Origin of the sequence: Pseudomonas sp. Z1-12 (genome assembly GCF_051132015.1) — a bacterium.
GTDB classification, from domain to species: domain Bacteria; phylum Pseudomonadota; class Gammaproteobacteria; order Pseudomonadales; family Pseudomonadaceae; genus Aquipseudomonas; species Aquipseudomonas zanjanensis.
In genome coordinates this window covers 1,279,624-1,297,016 of the sequence record NZ_CP071647.1, presented here as the reverse complement: position 1 = coordinate 1,297,016, position 17,393 = coordinate 1,279,624, and the positions used below count along the sequence as shown (strand labels likewise).

Sequence of the window (17,393 nt, the reverse complement as noted above, 5' to 3'; positions counted from 1 at the left end):
GTATGGAGAAACCCAGCACATCCAGCACAAGGAACTGATGGACATGCGCCAGCATTCGGTCATCCACACACCGAAACCGAGCGATTACCAGGAACTGACCCAGGTCTGGGAAGCGTCGGTGCGGGCCACCCATGACTTTCTGCCGGACAGCTACATCGAATTGCTGAAAAACCTGGTGCTCACTCGCTACCTGGATGCGGTGATGCTCATTTGCACCCGGGACGCACGGCAACGGATCACCGGTTTCGCCGGTGTCGCGGCGGGCAAGGTCGAGATGCTCTTTATCGACCCGCAACACCGTGGCCAGGGCCTGGGCAAGCTGTTGCTGCGCTACGCCATGGAACACCTGAACGCCGATCAACTGGACGTCAACGAACAGAACCCGCAAGCCTTGGGCTTTTACCTCAAGCAAGGCTTCGAAGTGGTCGGGCGCTCGGCAAAAGATGGCATGAACCAGCCCTACCCGCTGCTGCACATGCGCTACAAGCAGCCTGACCTGAAGGCGGGACGCGGCTAAAAGTTGCATGAGGCAAATGGACCCGCGATTAACCGGCGCCAGGCAGGTACAATGCCCACCCTCTTTTTGTTACGGCCCCCGTCATGACTGACCCGATTCGTCTCTCCAAACGCCTCATCGAACTCGTCGGCTGTTCCCGTCGGGAGGCTGAGCTGTTCATTGAGGGCGGCTGGGTCACCGTGGATGGCGAAGTGATCGACGAGCCGCAGTTCAAGGTGACGACCCAGAAAGTCGAACTCGATCCCGAGGCCAAGGCCACCGCGCCGGAGCCGGTGACGCTCCTGCTGAACGTCCCGGCTGGCATGGATGTAGACACCGCAATGGCTTCCCTCGGACCGCAGACCCTGAGCGAAGAACATCGCTTCGGCAAGCGCCCGCTCAAGGGGCATTTCCTGCGCCTGACCGCCAGCGCCGACCTGCAGGCCAACGCCAGCGGGCTGCTGGTGTTCACCCAGGACTGGAAGATCTTGCGCAAACTCACCGCCGACGCCGCCAAGATCGAGCAGGAATACGTGGTGGAAGTCGAAGGCGAAATGGTCGCCCATGGCCTCAATCGCCTGAACCATGGCTTGACCTACAAGGGCAAGGAGCTGCCGGCCGTCAAGGCCAGTTGGCAGAACGAGAACCGCCTGCGCTTTGCCATGAAGAACCCGCAGCCCGGCGTGATCGCGCTGTTTTGCCAGGCGGTCGGCCTCAAGGTCGTCGCCATTCGCCGCATCCGCATCGGCGGCGTGTCCATCGGCAAAGTGCCGCTGGGCCAGTGGCGCTACCTGTCTGCCAAAGAAAAATTCTAATTTCCCCGGCGCCGCACCGAACGCAGGCGCCCACTGCCGATTGATCAGGACCGCACACATGATTCACAACGACGTACTGCGCAGCGTGCGCTACATGCTCGACATCAGCGACAAGAAAGTCATCGAGATCATCAAGCTGGGCGGCCTCGACGTCTCCCTGGCGGACTTGGCGGGCTACCTCAAGAAAGACGAGGAAGAAGGCTTCGTGTTCTGCCCCGACGAGGTCATGGCGCATTTTCTCGATGGCCTGGTGATCTTCAAGCGCGGCAAGGACGAAAGCCGTCCGCCGCAGCCAATCGAAGTGCCGGTGACCAACAACATCATCCTCAAGAAACTGCGGGTGGCCTTCGAACTGAAGGAAGACGACATGCACGCCATCCTCAAGGCCGCCGAGTTCCCGGTGTCCAAGCCGGAACTGAGCGCGCTGTTCCGCAAGTTCGGCCACACCAACTACCGGCCGTGCGGTGACCAGTTGCTGCGCAACTTCCTCAAGGGCCTGACGCTGCGCGTTCGCGGCTGACTTCCCAGGCCTCCCGGGCCTTTGTGGCGAGGGAGCTTGCTCCCGCTGGGCTGCGAAGCGGCCCCCTGGTTTTGTCTGACACACTGCGAGGGGACGCTGCGCGTCCAGCGGGAGCAAGCTCCCTCGCCACAAAAGCGTCCTCGCCACAGAGAACAGTGCCAACCTGGTCCCTCGCGTTATGATGCCTTTTCAACCTCGCTTCGATCCCAACCCATGACCTACAGCGTCTCCCCCATCGGCTTCCTACGCTCCTGCTTCAAGGAGAAGTTCGCCATTCCCCGCCAACCGCAACTGGCGCCGGCCGCACGCGGTGTGCTGGAACTGGTGGCGCCGTTCGACCAGGGCGAGGCGGTGCAGGGCCTGGAGCAGGTCAGCCATGTCTGGCTGCTGTTTCTGTTCCACCAGGCCTTGGAAGACAAGCCACGCCTGAAAGTGCGGCCGCCACGCCTGGGTGGCAACAAGTCCATGGGTGTGTTCGCCACTCGCGCCACCCATCGCCCCAACGGCATCGGCCAGTCGGTGGTGAAGCTGGAACGGGTGGAAGCCGGACGCCTGTGGCTCTCGGGCATCGATTTGCTGGACGGCACCCCGGTGCTGGACATCAAGCCCTACGTGCCCTACGCCGACATCATCGGCTCGGCCACCAACAGCATCGCCAGCGCCGCGCCTGAGTTGATTCCGGTGCAATGGGCGGATACCGCCCTGCTTCAAGCCCATGAGCATGCCACGCGCCTGAAAGAACCCTTGGTGGAGTTGATTGAGCAATGTTTGGCCCAAGACCCACGCCCGGCGTACCAGGTTCCTACAGCCGAACGGGAATATGGTGCGCAGTTCTGGGATCTGGATGTGCGTTGGCATTACCCGGAGCCGGGGGTGATCCGGGTGCTGGAAGTCGTTCCGGCGGTTGGATAAAAGCCGGAAACAAAAAAGCCCGCGCGGCCTTCATCAGGCGGCGCGGGCTTTTTTATGGTCTGTCATTTGGACCGAGTCGCTACCATCGCGAGCAAGCTCGCTCCCACAGGGTTTTGTGTTGTGTCAGATCTCTCGAACAACACAAATCAACTGTGGGAGCGAGCTTGCTCCGGGCGGCGATCCGACGATGGCGATCTATCAGCCACCACAAATTCAACTTACTTTTCTACAAACGCCCGCTCGATCAGGTAGTCACCCGGCTCGCGCATACGCGGCGAAACGGTCAGGCCGAAGCTGTTGAGCACTTCGCTGGTCTCGTCGAGCATGCTCGGGCTGCCGCACAACATGGCGCGGTCGTCCTGCGGGTTGATCGGTGGCAGGCCGATGTCGCGGAACAGCTTGCCGCTGCGCATCAGGTCGGTCAGGCGGCCTTCGTTCTCGAACGGCTCGCGCGTCACGGTCGGGTAGTAGATCAGCTTGTCACGCAGGGCTTCGCCGAAGAACTCGTTCTGCGGCAAGTGCTCGGTGATGAACTCGCGATAGGCGACTTCATTGACGTAGCGCACGCCGTGGCACAGGATCACTTTTTCGAAACGCTCATAGGTTTCCGGATCCTGGATGACGCTCATGAACGGCGCCAGGCCAGTACCGGTGCTGAGCAGGTACAGATGCTTGCCAGGCTTGAGATCGTCCAGCACCAGCGTGCCGGTGGGTTTCTTGCTGATGATGATCTCGTCGCCTTCCTTCAGGTGCTGCAACTGGGAGGTCAGCGGACCATCGGGCACCTTGATGCTGAAGAATTCGAGATGCTCTTCCCAGTTCGGGCTGGCAATCGAGTAAGCGCGCATAAGCGGGCGGCCGTTGGGCTGTTGCAGGCCGATCATCACGAACTGACCGTTCTCGAAGCGCAGGCCCGGATCGCGGGTGCACTTGAAGCTGAACAGAGTGTCGTTCCAGTGATGAACACTGAGGACACGCTCGTGGTTCATGTTGCTCATGTACGGGGACTCCTGGGAATGATGCCTGCGCCGATAATCTGCGCAATTGCATCGCATTCTAATGGCGGCGACAATATCTGTTAAATGGATTATTAAGATAAGGGTTATCGGTTATATAGATATGCGATTTACTCTACGTCAACTTCAAGTCTTCGTCGCCGTCGCCCAGCAGGAAAGCGTGTCTCGCGCTGCGGGCCAGCTCAATCTGTCGCAGTCGGCGGCCAGCACCTCCATCACCGAACTGGAGCGGCAATCGAGCTGCCAGCTCTTCGACCGTGCCGGCAAACGCCTGAGCCTCAATGCCCTGGGCAAACAACTGCTGCCCCAGGCCGTGGCGCTGCTGGACCAGGCCAAGGAGATCGAAGACCTGCTCAATGGCAAATCCGGTTTCGGCTCACTGGCGGTCGGCGCGACACTGACCATCGGCAATTACCTGGCGACCTTGTTGATCGGCGGTTTCATGCAACGCCATCCGGAAAGCCAGGTGAAGCTGCATGTGCAGAACACTGCCAATATCGTGCACCAGGTTGCCCACTATGAAATTGATCTGGGTCTAATCGAAGGCGACTGCAGCCACCCGGACATCGAAGTGCAAAGCTGGGTCGAGGACGAACTGGTAGTGTTCTGTGCCCCTCAACACCCACTGGCCAAGCGCGGCCAGGCAACTATGGAGGAATTGACCCATGAAGCCTGGATTCTGCGGGAGCAGGGTTCGGGCACGCGACTGACCTTCGACCAAGCCATGCGCCACCACCGCAGCGCGTTGAATATCCGCCTGGAGCTGGAACACACCGAAGCCATCAAGCGCGCCGTGGAGTCCGGCCTGGGTATTGGCTGCATCTCCCGCCTGGCCTTGCGCGACGCCTTTCGCCGCGGCAGCCTCGTCGCGGTGGAAACCCCGGACATGGACCTGGCGCGGCAGTTCTATTTCATTTGGCACAAACAGAAGTACCAGACCTCGGCCATGCGCGAATTCCTCGAACTGTGCCGGGCCTTCACCGCCGGGGCCCAACGCAGCGACGAAATCGTGCTGCCGGCCATTGCCTGACCCGTTACAGCAGGATCAGGCCCCACACCAATGCGATCATCGTCAGGGCGACGAACTGGGCGGCGCTGCCCATGTCCTTGGCGTTTTTCGACAACGGGTGCAGCTCCAGGGAGATGCGGTCGATGGCTGCCTCCACCGCCGAGTTGAGCAACTCCACGATCAGTGCCAGCAGGCACACGGCAATCAGCAGCGCCTGTTCGACACGACTGACGTTCAGGAAGAACGACAACGGAATCAGGACGACGTTGAGCAGCACCAACTGACGGAAAGCCGCTTCGCCGACAAAAGCCGCGCGCAGCCCGTCCAAGGAATAGCCGGAGGCGTTGAGGATGCGTTTCAGGCCGGTCTGGCCTTTAAAAGGTGACATAGAGTGGGCAACTGATCGAAAAGGAGTGGAGAAACTAATTCAAACCCGGTCAAAAAAGCGTGAAGCAGCGCATTAGGCCTGCGGCGAAATTGACTCAAGTTGTTGCAGCAACAGGGCCGCCTGGGTCCGGGTGCGTACGTTCAGTTTACGAAAGATCGCCGTGACGTGGGCCTTGATGGTGGCCTCCGACACGTTCAGTTCATAGGCAATCTGCTTGTTCAGCAAGCCTTCGCAGACCATGGTCAACACCCGGAACTGCTGCGGTGTAAGGCTGGCCAGGCCCGCGCTGGCGGCCTTGGCTTCTTCGGACACGCTCACCGCTTCGAACGCCTGGGGTGGCCAGCAGACATCGCCGTCCAGGACCGCCTTCACGGCCTTTTGAATCATTTCAAGGGAACTGGACTTGGGTATGAAGCCACTGGCGCCGAACTCCCGGGCCTTGACCATCACCGAGGCTTCTTCCTGGGCCGAGACCATGACCACGGGGATCTGCGGATATTGGCCGCGCAACAGCACCAGCCCTGAAAAACCATAGGCACCAGGCATGTTCAGGTCCAGCAGCACCAGGTCCCAGTCGGCCTTGTCCGTCAGCCGGGCCTCCAGTTCCGCGATGCTGGCCACCTCCGTCAACCGGACAGCCGGGCCAAGGCCCAGGGTCACTGCCTGATGCAACGCGCTGCGAAAAAGCGGGTGGTCATCGGCAATCAGGATTTCGTATGTGGCCATTTTTCAAATGATCCTGTTTTTAATGGCAGGCCCGATGCATTCGCGCCTCGCCAAGACAACTCGAGACACCGCCCGGCGACGGCATCCACAGGGGCACGTTCAACGCCAAACATAGCGTTTCAAAACAGTGGGCGGCGCCCTGGTCGGCGCCAAGCATGCCCAGCGAAGCCAGGGTGGTCAAGCAGCACGGTCGCCCCTTTGTCCAGTATGGGCCACTATTGGGCCAATACTGCGTGCGGCCTACGGATGAAGGGTTGCAACTCGGCATGGGCCGGGGTCGACAGGTTCACCTCCCGCTGGCCCTTGGCGCCCAGGTAATGCTGGCTGAACACATCGAAATAGGCATCCAGGGCCGACGCGGCGTCGCTGTCCCCCGCCAACTCCAGGCACAACGCCGCCACCTCAGCGGTGCACAAGTGCTCGCTGCGGGTCGAACGGCGCAAGCGGTAGCGCGACAGTCTGTCGGGGAGCAGGCTCAGGATCGGCAGTCGGTCGAAATACGGGCTTTTACGGAAAATCTTCCGCGCCTCCGTCCAGGTCGCGTCCAGCAGGATGAACAGCGGACGCTTGGCGTCATCGAGTTCCACCGTATGGGTGACTCGCGATGGCTCGACATATTCGCCGGGGAACACCAGGTAAGGTTGCCATTGCGGATCGTTCAACAACGCCAGCAGTTGCTCATCGACCTCGGTGCGCGACCAGATGAACGCATGGTTGTCGCGTACCACATCGGCTATCAGCCAACCGGTATTGCTTGGCTTGAACACTTCCTTGTTGGTCATGATCAAACAAACCCCGGAACGGGTCTCGACGCTCGGACGCCAGGCGCACAGGCAATGGCTCTCGATCACACGGCAGGCGCTGCAACGGGGCGCGCGCCAGCCCCGGGCCTGAATCGGCTTGATGCCTTCATCGATGCGCTGGTCGCGCAGGCGGGCGACGGCGTTGGGGGCGTGGTTCATCGTGGGCAACGCCGGCGGACAGGAAAACTCGACACGAACAACACTCGGCAGGGCAATAAAGGCCGGCAGTCTACCAGAGCGCACGAACCTGTACCGTCCACACGGGCTCCCCTATAATCCCCGGCCACTGAACGCACAGTCATGTGATCGGTCGAACCACCAGTCACTGAACCAGGAGAGTTTCATGCTGCGCCTTATCGTCCCTACCGTTGCCGTTCTGCTGGCGACGTCCTTCAGCGCTCAGGCTGCCTCGCTGAAAGAACTCGAACTGAACAAGATGCTGCAGAACGTTGCCAAGGAAAGTAGCGTCGGCACGCCGCGGGCGATCAACGAAGACATTCTCGACCAAGGTTATACCGTCGAAGGCACCGAGCTGATCAACCACCTCAGCGTGCAGAGCAGCCATGCCCAGAAAATGCGCGCAGACCCCAAGGCCGTGTATTTCCAACTGGGTTCCACGGTGTGCACCAATCCGGGCTTTCGCAAGTTGATGGCCAAGGGCGCGACGATGCGCTATGAATTTACCGAGGTTAAGACCAACCGTCCGGTCGCGACCGAACGTTTCCAGGAATCGGATTGCCCGAAACCCGCCAAGACGAAGAAGTAATCAACCCGAGCTTGCGCGCCGCTGCTCATCGTCGGCGCGCAGTTCCGCCACCAGCGCCTGCAGATAGCGCGAGCGCCATGCTCGCCCGCCCAGCCGGCGACAGCATTCTTCCTCAAGACTCACCCGATTGGCCTGTGCCGATTCCAACAGCATCAAGTACAACTGCCTGTCGAGTTCCAGAGTCACCCTGGCCATCTCTCCCGCCTCCCTGCCCGATCCGCTTCAATCCATCACGTGGCACCCAGCCCTGGGCGTCAATTACGTTGGCACGCTTGTTATCAGTAAATCAGAGCGAAACGCAGTCGGCCGGCAATCTGACGAGCGGCGCGATATTGCCGTGCGCTTATCCAGCGGTTGCCAACGGTCACTTTTGAGCGCCATGATCAGGACAGCAAAGATCGGCTAGATTCAAAAGTATTCTTAGCAGTTGCACCGGGCAGAAAGAGCCTGTCCGGCCAACACTTTGGCGTGCTTGTTTTTATCAAAGGGAAAAACAGACCCCGTTGGATGGCTTGGTCGCCCTGCCAGACCGCGTCAAGCCAGGTCAGCCGCCAGCCGATGCCTGGGCTGACAACGACACACGGAGTGTCGTGGCCCGAACGAATCTCTCGTTCGGGCCGGGGTCCTGTTAAGAAGGAGAAGCTGAATGCCTTATAAACCGAATGACCTGCTCAATCGTCATTTTGAGAACCACGGCCACGACCTCACCCGCAAGGTCGAAGAACAACTCAACCTGGTATCCCCCGACAGCCCCAACCTCCCCATTTACCGCGACATGATCCTGACTGTGCTGCGCATGGCCCAGGAGGATCACAACCGCTGGAATGCCAAGATTACGCTGCAAGCCCTGAGGGAATTGGAACAGGCCTTTCGTACGCTCGAACAATTCAAGGGCCGGCGCAAGGTTACGGTCTTCGGCTCGGCCCGAACGCCCATCGAACATCCTCTGTACGGCCTGGCCCGAGAGTTGGGCGCTGCGCTGGCCCGCTCGGACATGATGGTCATCACCGGTGCCGGCGGTGGCATCATGGCTGCGGCCCATGAAGGCGCAGGGCGTGACCATAGCCTGGGATTCAATATCACCCTGCCTTTCGAACAGCACGCAAACCCGACCGTTGAAGGCACGTCGAATCTGTTGCCGTTCCACTTCTTCTTTACCCGCAAACTGTTTTTCGTCAAGGAGGCCGACGCACTGGTGCTCTGTCCCGGCGGTTTCGGCACGCTTGATGAGGCGCTGGAAGTCCTGACGCTGATCCAGACCGGTAAAAGCCCATTGGTACCGGTGGTCCTACTGGATGTTCCCGGAGGCAAGTTCTGGCAAGGCGCCCTGGATTTTATCCGCGAGCAGTTGGAGGAAAATCGCTACATCCTGCCCACAGACATGAAGCTCATGCGCCTGGTGTACAACGCCGAGGAGGCCGTGGAAGAGATCAACCAGTTCTACCGCAACTTCCATTCCAGTCGCTGGCTCAAGCACCAGTTTGTGATCCGCATGAATCACAAGCTAAGCGAACAGGCCGTGCAGCAGATGCAGGTGGATTTTGCCGACCTGTGCCTGAACGACTGTTTTCATCAACATGACTACAGCGGTGAAGAGCACGACGAGGCCCGATTCAGTCATCTGACACGGCTGACATTCGCCTTCAACGCTCGCAACCACGGTCGCTTGAGGGAGCTGGTGGATTACATCAACCTGCCGGAAAACTGGGCCCAGCCCACCCAGAAGACCCACCCCCTCACATGGGAGCCGATCAAGGTAACCTGAGCCATAAAAAAAGGCCCGCTATCGAAATAGCGGGCCGTTTTTATTCAATCATCCATACCGCGACCGCTGAACAAGCGGTTGATCATCTCCATGGAATACCCTCGGTACGCCAGGAAACGCCCCTGCTTGGCTCGCTCCCGTGCATCGATGGGCAAATGTCCTGAGAACTTGCGACGCCAGGTGTCCGTCAGTTGCTCCTGCCAATCGATACCGCTTTCGCGCAAGGCGAGTTCGATGTCCGGGCGTTGCAAGCCCCGTTGGCCCAGTTCCTCACGAATGCGTAAAGGACCATAGCCGGAGCGAGCACGATAAGCGACGAAGCTTTCCAGGTAACGGGACTCCGACAGCAAGCCCTCTTCAGTCAAGCGGTCGAGGGCTGTGTCGATCAGCTCATCGGTTGCGCCGCGCTGACGCAGTTTACGCGTCAGCTCGACCCGACCGTGCTCGCGTCTGGCGAGCAGGTCCATCGCGGTTCGCCGCACCGCGACGAGGGTATCGAGTACGACGGTCATCGGATCAATCAGATGTCGGCATCAGCCAGGTCGTCAACGGGCTCGCGATTAGCCACGGACTTGACGTCTGCCACCGGGCTCAACAGCTTGTCACGCAGCTGCTTCTCGAGGGCCGCGGCAACTTCCGGGTTATCCGCCAGGAACTTGGCCGAGTTGGCCTTGCCCTGACCGATCTTGGTGCCGTTGTAGGCGTACCAGGCGCCCGACTTCTCGACGAAACCGTGCAACACACCCAGGTCGATCATCTCGCCATTGAGGTAGATGCCCTTGCCGTAAAGAATCTGGAACTCGGCCTGACGGAACGGCGAAGCCACCTTGTTCTTCACGACCTTGACGCGGGTTTCGCTGCCGACCACTTCGTCACCTTCTTTCACCGCGCCGGTACGGCGGATGTCGAGGCGAACCGAGGCGTAGAACTTCAGTGCGTTACCACCGGTGGTGGTTTCCGGGCTGCCGAACATCACGCCGATCTTCATACGGATCTGGTTGATGAAGATCACCAGGCAGTTGGCGTTCTTGATGTTACCGGTGATTTTACGTAGGGCCTGGGACATCAGGCGAGCCTGGAGGCCCACGTGCATGTCGCCCATTTCACCTTCGATTTCAGCCTTTGGCACCAGTGCCGCCACGGAGTCGACGATGATCACGTCAACCGCATTGGAACGCACCAGCATGTCGGTGATTTCCAGGGCTTGTTCGCCGGTGTCCGGCTGGGAAACCAGCAGGTCGTCGACGTTGACACCCAGTTTGCCGGCGTATTCCGGGTCCAGGGCGTGTTCGGCATCGACGAAGGCGCAGGTCGCGCCGGCTTTTTGGGCCTGGGCGATCACCGACAAGGTCAGTGTGGTTTTACCGGACGATTCAGGACCGTAGATTTCAACGATTCGGCCTTTTGGCAGACCGCCAATGCCTAGCGCAATGTCCAGGCCCAGGGAGCCGGTGGAGATGGAAGGAATAGCCTGACGGTCCTGATCGCCCATACGCATTACGGCACCCTTGCCGAATTGACGTTCGATCTGACCCAAGGCCGCAGCCAAGGCTTTCTTCTTGTTGTCGTCCATTAAAGTCCTCACGTAATCAATAAGGCCTGGCGGCCAACACCTGTATAAGTAGCCAGTATTATTCCACAGCGATCCGGGATCGCCTACCCCTGATTTGAGATTTCTACGGCGGCATGTTGTAACAGCCCGTCTAGCGCGGCCCTCACCGTTTGTCGGCGGACCTCGTCGCGGTTGCCTGGGAAGAATTTCTGCTCGCTGTACACCGCCTCGCCGACCCTCCAGGCGATCCACACGGTACCCACCGGTTTGCTCGGCGAGCCCCCGTCCGGCCCGGCCACGCCGCTGACCGCCACGGCAAACCGCGCCAGGCTTTTGCGCTGGGCACCTAGCGCCATGGCCTCGACCACCTCGCGGCTGACCGCCCCCACCTTTTCGAACAACTCGGCGGGCACATCCAACTGCTGGCTCTTCTGACGATTGGAATAGGTGACATAACCGGCCTCGAACCAGGCCGAACTCCCGGGGATCCGCGTGATGGCCTCCGCAATCCCCCCGCCCGTACAGGACTCGGCTGTGGTCACATGGGCATTGAGCCGCTGCAGGCGCCTGCCCAGTTCCGCGGCCAGTTCGGTAATGTCGTCCATGGTGCTCTCCTGATTCCACGCAATTGGGGCCTACCGTACACGAGCGATCGAAGCTTGCAAGGCTCGCCAGACTACTGACCCAGGGCCCTGATGTAGGCCTGGCAAGCCTGCAATGCGATCAATCCGCGGTCACCGGTGTCGGTGATGGCGATAATTCGTTGAGCATGCGCCGGGTCAAGTCGGGCGCGTGGGGCGTCATGATCCACGCCGCTGGCGCGGGCGGCGGCAGGCACTGCACAATCGGCGGCAACATCGTCGGCGTCGAGGAGGACTGACAGCCGGACATCGGCAGTAGCAAGGCGATCGCGCAGGCGATCCTGGTCACGTTGGGCATCGCTCAAGGCTCGGTAATGGGTTTGTTCGCTGGCGGCGAGTTGTTGTTCCAGGGTGAGGCGTTTGTCTTGCTCGGCCTTTTGCTGCATCGCAGCCGCCTGGGTGATTTGATTCAGCGTTTCGGCCTGGGCCTGTGCGAGTCGGGCCAGTTGCTGACCGTAACGCCAGTCCTGGACCCGCCACGCAAGCAGCGCCGAACCGCCGGCCAGCAGCGCGAGTAACACGACAACGCCCAGGGCACGGGATGAAAAGGGCATCAGGTCGAAGGTTGGCACAACACCTCCTTCGCCCGCGCCCACAATTGCAGGCGGTCCTCCAGGCCGTTCAAACCGCCGTTGATACGGCGGGTGATGGTGTTGAACTGATCGCGGTCGGCCAATTCGTTCAAGCCGTTCTGCTCCCAGAACCAGGCGGCGGATTCGGCGGCCCATTGCGGCCGTTCAAGAAGCTCAGGCAAGGCCAGCAGGCGTTCATCGCCGAACAGGCCGAGGCTGCAATGCAGATAGTTGTCGTGGCCGGTAATCTGGATCAGCCCTCGGCCGCGATACTTTTGACCGTCACCGTCAGCCTGGGGCGAGTTGCCCAGGCGAACGGCCAGGGTTCCGGTATCGTATTTTCCAAGGTACTGCTCGCTGCCTAGCTCGCGCACATAACGCAATTGTCCCGACTCATGACCGACCTGGGCCAGGAACGCGGCCATTCGTTTGACGCTGATGATCCGATAGCGGTCCATGGCAGCGTTCAGGACCGGTGCAAAAACGCTGGCATTGGCGCCGGCGCTCGGGAGGATTTGCAGCAGTTGGGCTCGCGTGACGAGCATGGCATTCTCCTTGATTGTCCCAATGCTGGATCGGCTTCAGAAAAACTGCGTGAGGATCGGTGTGATCTTCATGGAGGAATTCCAGTTATTGAGAAGTTGCAGTCGAGGGAGACCTGTGGGAGCGAGCTTGCTCGCGATAGCGGTGGGTCAGTCGATATCAAAGTGACTGAGCTGACGCTATCGCGAGCAAGCTCGCTCCCACAGTGGTTTTTTCAGTGGCCACAAAAAATAGTTCGCCACAGAATCAAGCTCGCTCCCACAGGAAATGGGGTCAGGCCTTGGCGTCCAGGCAGGTTGCGTCAATGGTGCAGCGGTAGCTTTTTTCCCGGTCGCCGCTGGCGGTGACTTTGTCGATCGACCAGCGACCTCGCATGAAGTCCGGCCAGGACGGGTCCAACAGTACGATGCCCTCGGCGGACAGCCCCGGGTTACCAGGGCATTCGATCTTGACCTTGAGGGCTTCGCGCTCCATCCGCCGCACCTCGCCTTCGCCGGCGGCGCGGGCGTCGTCTGCGCTCTGAAAGCGTTGGCGCAGGGTCTTGAACGGCGCGATGCCGCTCTCCTCGACCTGCAGCTTGCCGGCCGCCGCATCCCACCAATGGGTCTTGCAGCCCTGGTACTTGGCTCGGGCGGTTTCATCGAACTTGGCCGAAATGAAGGCGTGGTCGCCCGGGCGATTATTGGTCGTCACCGACAGTTTCATCTCGGGCAGGACCTTGCCCGACAACGACTTCGCCTGGCCGCGCCGGGCCAGCACATACAGCTCGTTGACCGGCTTGGCGACGGCGTCATAACGATGGGCCAGCCGCGTGAGGAATCCCATGTCGGTTTCGTTGGACTGGTCAATGTGCTCGATTTTTATCAGCGACAGGTCCGGCGCCACACGGGGCGAAAACCCGTGCCTGGAAGTCAGCTGACGAAACAGCGCCCCCAGGGTCGTCGGACCATGGCTGACGGATCGGCGCTGCTTGAAGCCTGTCTGGTCCGCCGCGCTGAACGGCGCTGCCATCGCCACCAGCACCAGTTGCAGCGGAAACAGCAACGGCGTGCGCCGGGTGATGACGAACTCGCCTTTATCCACAAGCCCCGATTCCAGGTAACCGACCCGCAGGCCGATTTTCCCGCCCAGGCTGGGCAACCCTTCCAGACCGTCCAGGCTGATGGTGAGCGTCAGCTGATCGGACTCGATCCCCGCCGCATCGACATGCTCCCACTTGAGCAGGCGTTCGTTGAACAGCGCGGCGTTCGCGCCATAAATCTCCACCGCAGGCGTAAAACCCAATGCCATGTCGCCTCCTTAATCCCAGGCCGAAACCGGTGGGGTTGCCACGGGCTTGAGGTCCACTTCCGGCAAGACCACCCACACACCCGCCGGCAATACCGGGCCCCATTCAGCCAATCCGGGATTGAGACGCCAGAGCGCCTCCTCGACGATGTCGTCGCAACGTTCCAGCTCCCGATAGAGCAAGAGATTCACCGAATCACCGGCGATACTTCGAACCCTACGCATTGGCGAACTCCTTCAAATCAACCACCCAGCCCACCACCATCGCCGTGCCGTCATCAATGATTGCGGTCTGGGTTTCCGTGACATTGTTGATCTGCCACAGGCCCCAGTTGCGGCCGATGCCATCGACCAACGGCAGTGGGACGCGCTGCGCCTGCAAAGCGCGCAACTCATCGAGGCGATCCATGGCGGTGGCGTACATCGATTTGCCGGTGATCGTCAGCCCTTGCAGGCCTTGGCCGATCTGGCTGGACTTGGGCTTGCTGGTGAGGATGTCGATATTTTTCCAGCCGCCATCCGAGGTGTGTACCAACTGGTGGTACGCAAAATTTCTCGACAGGCCAAAGATGAAACTGCCGAGAGCCATTTGTTGACGCATCACGTACCTCCATCGGTCAGGGCCGCGTCACTGCGCATGGCCAGTGAGTTGGGCATGGATGTCAGGCCGAACTGGCCGGTGATCTGTTGTACCACCAGGTTCGCCAACTGGCTCGCACTGGCCTGGTCCTGGCCGTTGATGTAGATGTTGGCGGTCATGGTGTTTTGCTGGGTGGTTGCCTGGGTGCTGCCCAAGTCTTTGCTGACCTGTTCTGGCGCGGCGAGCCTGTCGACCGGGGCGACGAGTTTTTCCCCCAGAGACGCGCCGACATCGCTCCCCAGCCAGCCGCCCAGCAGGCCGCCAAGCACGCCTCCAATGGCAGTGCCTAGCACCGGCACGACACTCCCCAACGCAGCACCGGCTGCAGCGCCCGCAGCAGCGCCTGCCCAGCCGCCACCTGCGGCGCCCAGGCCTGCGCCCATCATCCGCTTGTCGCCGGTCAGCACTCCCTCGGCCACGTCAGCGACGGCACCAACGACTTTTAATGGGCCTGGCGCCCTGCGAGTCATCGAGCGTAACGAGGCGGTTGGCGCGAGTGAAAAACGCCCTGCGCTTCCCAGTGAGCCTCGTGCACTGACGCGTATTTTCGACCCTCTCGGGGATTCGGGACGCTGGTTGGCATTGCTTGTATCCAGCTTGCCCACCCGAGGATTTCTGAAATCTTCGGAGATCGCTTCACCCAATCGACCGGGAAGGTGCGGAGCGGCCCTACCCAACACCCGCTTGGCCACCTGACTGGAGATCTCATCCCCTACCGCCTTGAGCAGCACACCCACCAGCGGTTTGATCGCCGCGCCGATCAACACGATGGCCGCGGCGGCTTTGGGTGAGGACTCTGCCAATTCACTCATGCCATCGGCCAGCGAACCCAGCCCCTGAAATGAGCTATCCGCCGAAGGCATCAGCGCGTTTCCCGTGGCCAACGACAAACGCTCGTTGCGGGCGTTGAGGATATTCAGTTGGCCTTGATGGGTTTTCGACAGCGCCAATGCATCCTGCCGCACCGAACCGTCGTTGCCCAATTGTGAAGTGGCGTATTGGCCTGGATCTTTCACCTGTAGGAAGGCTGCGTTCACATCAGGCAGTTTCCGCGCCATGCGCAGCACGGCTTCATCGCCATTGTTGAATAACGTCGTGGCAAGGGCCGAGCGCCTTTCGGCCGGTTGCGCGTTCAAGGCCGCCAGCACCGTCATCACCGTGCCAGGCGCTGTGTCCTTGTCACGCAAGCCGCTCGCCACCGCCGTGGGTTCCAGGCCCAACTGTTTCCAGGCCGTTTGCTCGGTGGCGGAGACTTGGCCACCCTTGCCCAGGGCCGTCGTGAAGCTATCCAGCGCCACGCCGGCTTCCGCTTGTTTGGTCCCGGTATTGAGCAATGCCGCCGTCACCGCTGCGGCTTGGGCAGGGGCCAGGCCTACCGTCGTCGCAGCCGCACCGTCACGCTGCAAGACCGCGCCAATTTCAGCCGGTTTCGCACCATCGGGTAGCTTGCCCAACTGGTTGGTTGCATCCGCCAAGTCAAAGGCTTGAGCACCGCTGAGCTTCATGGAGATGCGCCAGTCGGCCAGCATCTCGGCAACCTCCATGGCCGGCCTCTTGGTCGCCGTCGCGATGACGGCGGCATCCGAGGCGAAACGCGACAGCTCCGACGGTCGGTCCGCGGCATTGGGCAAATCGTTGCCGATGCCTTTGCTGGCCGCCAGGCTTTGCATTCTCACCACTTCAACCGCCGTGGTGCCCCCGGCCGCCACCAGCTGAGCGGTGGCGACGTGCCGGGTTGACTCAGTTGTCTGTTCGATCTGGCGAGGGCTAAATCCGGTGACCTGCTTCAGATCGGCCATGGCCGAATCCATCGCTATCGCAGGTTTGAGCAGCGCCAGTGGTTCGATACCGCCACTGGACTTGCCCTTTTGCTCATTGGCCGACTCGCCCTTGGCGCCGGCGCCCATCGTTTGGGAGAACAAGCGTTGCGCCGAAAGCTTTACAGTCAGCGACTCGATCGCCGTAGTCAGCAGTCCGAGCTTGAGACCGAGCGTCTCCAAGGCCAGATCGAGGCTCGCCAGTTGATCCCTGGCGAACGCGCCTTGTGCCGACACGCCACTGGTGAGGCTGGTATTACCGAACGCCACCCCACTGTCATTGAAGGTTGCGTATTTGAGCGAATATCTATCGTCCGCCATCCCGCTCTACTCCTGTTTCACGCCAAGGCGAGTGATCGCGATGTCGTAGCGGCGCAAGGCCTTGCCGGCGTCCCACTCCAGGATTTCCGCCTCACTTACCGAGTAAATGAGCGGCACCACATCGAGGATCACTTCGATGTCGCGCTCCGAAAGAAGTCCGCCGGTTTGTTTAAAAAATCGTCGATGCGTACCTGCAGCTGGGTCCAGTCGGGCACAGTCAGGTGATCGAGGTCGGGGATCATCAGGCCAGTGCAATGGGCGGTGATGAACTCAGCGCGTTCCTTGGCCGTCTTCAGTTTTTTCATGGCCTTGGTGGCACGCAGCACCGGCATTTCCAGGGTCAACGAGGTCAGGCTGCGGCCCGCGACGTCGAACGGTTGCAGCAGCTGCACCTGGTCGGGGTCGACCTGTGGATCATCCAGAAAGTACGACGCCGGGCGGGTGGACATTTCGTGCACGTACTGGGCAATGCTCACGTAATCCGGGCGCTTGAGCTGGTCGAGTTCCTTGACCGACAGGCCGGTGGCCAGTTTGGCCAGCTCGAAGAACTGATCGTCTTCGTCATCGCCAGCGCGGGCCAGGGCCTCTTTTTGCGCGGCGTAGTACAGAGGCTTGAGTGGGAGCTGCTCGATCTGCGAGCCATCGTCACCGGTGATCGGCGACAGCAGCTCATGGGTAGGAGGCATCCAGGACATGGAATCAATTCCTTGGTGAAGCAGCGTGGACGAGCCACCTGTGGGAGCGGGCTTGCTCGCGAAAGCGGTGTGTCAGTCAACATTGCTGTTGAAGCTGATGGCCTCTTCG

22 protein-coding genes are annotated in these 17,393 nt (G+C 60.7%); 7 read left to right on the top strand and 15 right to left on the bottom strand.

Annotated features, from left to right (window positions below; translation table 11 throughout):
* Window positions 1–43 precede the first annotated feature (43 nt).
* The 4 genes from J3P85_RS05685 to tsaA all read left to right on the top strand — a co-directional run bounded on the left by J3P85_RS05685 (window position 44) and on the right by tsaA (window position 2,743).
* Complete coding sequence (locus J3P85_RS05685) at window positions 44–517, top strand: GNAT family N-acetyltransferase (RefSeq protein WP_053118959.1); 474 nt, start codon at window positions 44–46, stop codon at window positions 515–517.
* An 83-nt stretch (window positions 518–600) separates the two neighbouring features.
* Window positions 601–1,311, top strand: a complete 711-nt coding sequence (locus J3P85_RS05680) for an rRNA pseudouridine synthase (RefSeq protein ID WP_212797327.1) — start codon at window positions 601–603, stop codon at window positions 1,309–1,311.
* A 58-nt stretch (window positions 1,312–1,369) separates the two neighbouring features.
* Window positions 1,370–1,831: a DUF1456 family protein gene (locus tag J3P85_RS05675; protein WP_053182473.1), complete on the top strand. Its 462-nt coding sequence runs from the start codon at window positions 1,370–1,372 to the stop codon at window positions 1,829–1,831.
* A 213-nt stretch (window positions 1,832–2,044) separates the two neighbouring features.
* Entirely contained in the window at window positions 2,045–2,743 is a 699-nt protein-coding gene (tsaA, locus tag J3P85_RS05670; RefSeq protein WP_434705164.1) for a tRNA (N6-threonylcarbamoyladenosine(37)-N6)-methyltransferase TrmO, read from the top strand.
* Between the two features lie 218 nt (window positions 2,744–2,961).
* On the opposite strand, the gene fpr is transcribed toward tsaA, so the two are convergent.
* Window positions 2,962–3,741 (bottom strand): ferredoxin-NADP reductase, encoded by a 780-nt coding sequence (gene fpr / locus J3P85_RS05665; RefSeq protein WP_003184787.1) that lies wholly within the window; start codon window positions 3,739–3,741, stop codon window positions 2,962–2,964.
* A gap of 121 nt (window positions 3,742–3,862) precedes the next feature.
* Between fpr and J3P85_RS05660 the strand changes: the two genes are divergently transcribed.
* On the top strand, window positions 3,863–4,789 hold the full coding sequence (locus J3P85_RS05660; protein WP_024617637.1) for a LysR family transcriptional regulator: 927 nt from the start codon (window positions 3,863–3,865) through the stop codon (window positions 4,787–4,789).
* A gap of 4 nt (window positions 4,790–4,793) precedes the next feature.
* On the opposite strand, the gene J3P85_RS05655 is transcribed toward J3P85_RS05660, so the two are convergent.
* From J3P85_RS05655 to J3P85_RS05645, 3 genes are all read right to left on the bottom strand, one after another.
* Entirely contained in the window at window positions 4,794–5,156 is a 363-nt protein-coding gene (locus J3P85_RS05655) for a diacylglycerol kinase (protein ID WP_053118952.1), read from the bottom strand.
* A gap of 72 nt (window positions 5,157–5,228) precedes the next feature.
* A complete protein-coding gene (gene erdR, locus J3P85_RS05650) occupies window positions 5,229–5,882 on the bottom strand; it encodes a response regulator transcription factor ErdR (RefSeq protein WP_186705557.1) in 654 nt (217 codons plus the stop codon).
* Between the two features lie 215 nt (window positions 5,883–6,097).
* Complete coding sequence (locus J3P85_RS05645; RefSeq protein WP_434705163.1) at window positions 6,098–6,844, bottom strand: tRNA-uridine aminocarboxypropyltransferase; 747 nt, start codon at window positions 6,842–6,844, stop codon at window positions 6,098–6,100.
* A gap of 184 nt (window positions 6,845–7,028) precedes the next feature.
* Between J3P85_RS05645 and J3P85_RS05640 the strand changes: the two genes are divergently transcribed.
* Window positions 7,029–7,451 carry a quorum-sensing-regulated virulence factor family protein gene (locus J3P85_RS05640; protein ID WP_003198359.1) on the top strand — a complete coding sequence of 141 codons (423 nt, stop codon included), beginning with the start codon at window positions 7,029–7,031 and terminating at the stop codon, window positions 7,449–7,451.
* Here the strand turns inward: J3P85_RS05640 and J3P85_RS05635 are convergent, their stop codons facing one another.
* The gene (locus J3P85_RS05635; RefSeq protein WP_186705555.1) at window positions 7,452–7,646 is read right to left on the bottom strand and encodes a hypothetical protein; all 195 of its coding nucleotides are present in this window, start codon (window positions 7,644–7,646) and stop codon (window positions 7,452–7,454) included.
* A 451-nt stretch (window positions 7,647–8,097) separates the two neighbouring features.
* Between J3P85_RS05635 and J3P85_RS05630 the strand changes: the two genes are divergently transcribed.
* Window positions 8,098–9,216 (top strand): TIGR00730 family Rossman fold protein, encoded by a 1,119-nt coding sequence (locus J3P85_RS05630; RefSeq protein WP_434705162.1) that lies wholly within the window; start codon window positions 8,098–8,100, stop codon window positions 9,214–9,216.
* 44 nt (window positions 9,217–9,260) lie between these two features.
* On the opposite strand, the gene recX is transcribed toward J3P85_RS05630, so the two are convergent.
* The 10 genes from recX to J3P85_RS05580 form a co-directional block, all read right to left on the bottom strand.
* A complete protein-coding gene (gene recX, locus J3P85_RS05625) occupies window positions 9,261–9,728 on the bottom strand; it encodes a recombination regulator RecX (RefSeq protein WP_411386647.1) in 468 nt (155 codons plus the stop codon).
* 8 nt (window positions 9,729–9,736) lie between these two features.
* Complete coding sequence (recA, locus tag J3P85_RS05620; protein WP_014336835.1) at window positions 9,737–10,789, bottom strand: recombinase RecA; 1,053 nt, start codon at window positions 10,787–10,789, stop codon at window positions 9,737–9,739.
* Window positions 10,790–10,872: 83 nt separating this feature from the next.
* A complete protein-coding gene (locus J3P85_RS05615) occupies window positions 10,873–11,373 on the bottom strand; it encodes a CinA family protein (RefSeq protein ID WP_434705161.1) in 501 nt (166 codons plus the stop codon).
* A 71-nt stretch (window positions 11,374–11,444) separates the two neighbouring features.
* Window positions 11,445–11,981 carry a lysis system i-spanin subunit Rz gene (locus tag J3P85_RS05610; RefSeq protein WP_434705160.1) on the bottom strand — a complete coding sequence of 179 codons (537 nt, stop codon included), beginning with the start codon at window positions 11,979–11,981 and terminating at the stop codon, window positions 11,445–11,447.
* A complete protein-coding gene (locus J3P85_RS05605) occupies window positions 11,963–12,526 on the bottom strand; it encodes a glycoside hydrolase family 19 protein (protein ID WP_434705159.1) in 564 nt (187 codons plus the stop codon). The genes J3P85_RS05610 and J3P85_RS05605 overlap by 19 nt, the downstream gene beginning before the upstream one ends.
* Window positions 12,527–12,797: 271 nt before the next feature.
* Window positions 12,798–13,814 carry a phage late control D family protein gene (locus J3P85_RS05600; RefSeq protein ID WP_434705158.1) on the bottom strand — a complete coding sequence of 339 codons (1,017 nt, stop codon included), beginning with the start codon at window positions 13,812–13,814 and terminating at the stop codon, window positions 12,798–12,800.
* 9 nt (window positions 13,815–13,823) lie between these two features.
* Entirely contained in the window at window positions 13,824–14,036 is a 213-nt protein-coding gene (locus tag J3P85_RS05595; RefSeq protein WP_063322730.1) for a tail protein X, read from the bottom strand.
* Complete coding sequence (locus J3P85_RS05590) at window positions 14,029–14,412, bottom strand: phage tail protein (protein WP_186705531.1); 384 nt, start codon at window positions 14,410–14,412, stop codon at window positions 14,029–14,031. The genes J3P85_RS05595 and J3P85_RS05590 overlap by 8 nt, the downstream gene beginning before the upstream one ends.
* Complete coding sequence (locus J3P85_RS05585; RefSeq protein WP_434705157.1) at window positions 14,412–16,589, bottom strand: phage tail tape measure protein; 2,178 nt, start codon at window positions 16,587–16,589, stop codon at window positions 14,412–14,414. Before J3P85_RS05585 ends, J3P85_RS05590 begins: the two co-directional genes overlap by 1 nt.
* Window positions 16,590–16,717: 128 nt before the next feature.
* Complete coding sequence (locus J3P85_RS05580) at window positions 16,718–17,284, bottom strand: phage tail assembly protein (RefSeq protein WP_434705156.1); 567 nt, start codon at window positions 17,282–17,284, stop codon at window positions 16,718–16,720.
* Window positions 17,285–17,393 lie beyond the last annotated feature (109 nt).